Source organism: Pseudomonas fluorescens (assembly GCF_041354075.1).
Classification (GTDB): Bacteria; Pseudomonadota; Gammaproteobacteria; order Pseudomonadales; family Pseudomonadaceae; genus Aquipseudomonas; species Aquipseudomonas fluorescens_CE.
Genome location: NZ_JARZGC010000047.1, coordinates 1 through 2,640 on the forward strand (window position 1 = coordinate 1; position 2,640 = coordinate 2,640).

Annotated in this window: 2 protein-coding genes; one reads left to right on the plus strand and one right to left on the minus strand. The window is 60.0% G+C overall.

What is annotated here, in order from left to right; genetic code table 11:
• The first annotated feature begins 329 nt into the window (after positions 1 to 329).
• Complete coding sequence (locus tag QIW53_RS27160) at positions 330 to 728, plus strand: HvfA family oxazolone/thioamide-modified RiPP metallophore (RefSeq protein WP_371052674.1); 399 nt, start codon at positions 330 to 332, stop codon at positions 726 to 728.
• Between the two features lie 58 nt (positions 729 to 786).
• On the opposite strand, the gene QIW53_RS27165 is transcribed toward QIW53_RS27160, so the two are convergent.
• Positions 787 to 2,412: a methyl-accepting chemotaxis protein gene (locus tag QIW53_RS27165; RefSeq protein ID WP_371052675.1), complete on the minus strand. Its 1,626-nt coding sequence runs from the start codon at positions 2,410 to 2,412 to the stop codon at positions 787 to 789.
• Positions 2,413 to 2,640: the final 228 nt, after the last annotated feature.

Genomic DNA, 2,640 nt, shown 5'->3' on the forward strand with positions numbered 1-2,640 from the left:
ACCCACTGCAAATGGTTTGCTGCGTCACATTTTTATAACACAACGGGGGTGGATCAGTCAACATCCGCGTTGACTGATCCACCGCATTCGCGAGCAAGCCCGCTCCCACATTTTTTGCCTTGCCAATCCGCAGATCTGTTTCCCACTGTATCTCCCCCGCGATTCTGCCCCTTCGCTTACAAACTCCCCGTCGCACGACACAGTAGCGATACACCCCGCCCTTTAAATGGCCACATCCGAGCGCGGCACCCCCGCCCGCTCCGGTGAACGCTGCACTTGCGTGGCGTCCTTTATCGAACGGTTGTGTCGTGCAACCCAGGAGAATTGAAATGTCTCGTACCACCAAGAACACTATCGGTCTGCTCGGCGCTGTCCTGGCTGGCGGCATGATGTTGACCGGCTCGGCTTTCGCTTCGCAGCCACTGTCCCAGGGTTACCTCCTGGCCTCGGCCGACCAGGTGGTGAAAACCCCTGAAGGCAAATGTGGCGAAGGCAAGTGCGGCGATGCTTCGATGGCAAAAACCGACACCGACGGTGACGGCAAAGTGTCCCGCGCCGAATTCAAGAAAGTCGCGCCCAACTCCGACTTCGACAAGATCGACACCAACCATGACGGCTTCATCGACGAGCAGGAGGCTTACGACAACGTCAAAGCCAACTTCGAAGCCAACGGCAAGAAAATGCCCAAAGGCCTGTTCGAGCACCTGAAAGACCGCGACGGCGCCTGAGTCTCGACGCGAAAAAGCCGCGCTTCCCATGGGAAAGCGCGGCTTTTTTTCGCCTGATTTACACCCGGAAGCGCTGGACCATGCCCTGCAGGGTATTGGCCAGTTTCGACAGCTCATGGCTGGAGGTGCTGGTCTGGTCGGCGCCGGTGGCAGAACGCACCGACAGGTCGCGGATGTTCACCAGGTTGCGATCCACTTCCCGAGCCACTTGCGCCTGCTCTTCGGCGGCACTGGCGATCACCAGGTTGCGCTCGTGAATTTCATGCACCGACGAAGTGATCGCCACCAACGCCTCACCTGCCCGCTCGGCCAGTTGCAGCGTGCTGGCAGCACGGGAGGCGCTGGCGTTCATGGAGTCCAGCGCCAGGCTCGAGCCGCTGCGCATGCCCTGAACCATCTGCTCGATTTCCAGGGTCGATTGCTGGGTACGATGGGCCAGGGCGCGCACTTCATCGGCCACCACCGCAAAACCGCGACCACTTTCACCGGCACGGGCCGCTTCGATGGCCGCGTTGAGCGCCAGCAGGTTGGTCTGCTCGGCAATGGCCCGAATCACTTCCAGCACCTTGCCGATGTCCTGGGACTGATTGGCCAGTGATTGCACCAGCTCACCGGTGTGCTGCACGTCGCTGGCCAGGGCGCTGATGGCACTCGCTGTTTCGTTGACCCGCTCCTGCCCCAGATGCGCCGACTCGCTGGACTGTCGGGTCGCATCGGACGTCGACACCGCGTTGCGGGCGACCTCTTCCACGGCGGTGGTCATCTCATTGACCGCCGTCGCCGCCTGCTCGATCTCGTTGTTCTGCTGCTGCAGCCCCTGGGTGCTGTCGAGGGTGACGGCGTTCAGTTCATCTGCGGCGGCGGCCAGTTGCGTGGCCGAGCCGCTGATGGATTGCAAGGTTTCACGCAGGTTTTGTTGCATGGTCGCCAATGCCTTGAGCAGGCGACTGACCTCATCGCTGCCATGGGTGGCGATAGGCCGGGTCAGATCGCCCTGGGCCACGCTTTCAGCGGCGCTCACCGCCTCGCTCAGCGGACGGACAATGCTGCGGGTCAGCAACATGGCCAACGCCACGGTCGCCAGCGCCGCGAGTGCGATGAACAGGCTGACAATGGTTCGTGACGTTTGATAATGCGCGGCAGACTTCTCGCTTTCCAGGGCGACCTGTTTGGAAAACAGCTCCGCCAGGTCATTGAGCTGCTTGCCAGAACCATCGACCACCGTCTTCATGTCGACCAGCAACAGCTTGATCAACTCGTCCCGACGACCCTGTTCGGCCAAGGTGAAGGATTGGGCGATGCCCGTGCGGTAGGCGGCGAAAGTGGTTTTGAACTGGTCATACAAGGCGCGGCCTTCGGCGGTATCGACCAGATGGTCATAAGCGGCGATTTTCTCGCTCAACTCCTTGTCACGGGTGTCCATCTGACCACGGTAGACCGGAATGTTCTTCGGGTCCTGGTCCAGCGCCATGCGCAGGGAAATGGTGCGGATACGCAACATCAGCTCGCGGATCTCATCACCCCCGCGAATGCTTGGCAGCCATTGCTTTTCCACGGCCACCTCACTCTCGCGAATGCTCGACATCTGCGCCAGGGCAAAGACCCCGAGCAACGCCACCAGCACGGCGATCAAGGCAAACCCCAGAGCAGCCCGAGGAGCGATATTCAACTGACGAAGCAACATGACGAGCGCCTTTTTTCTTGTAATGACCAGTATTCGGGGTGTGGTTGGGCAGTACCCCATCGACAGGTTATCGGCATGTTGTATGACGACTTAAGCCGTCACTTTGTCGCAGGCAAAAAAAATCCCCGTACCTTTCGATACGGGGATTTTCAATATGGTCGGGGTAAGGGGATTCGAACTCCTGACATCCTGCTCCCAAAGCAGGCGCGCTACCGGACTGCGCTATAC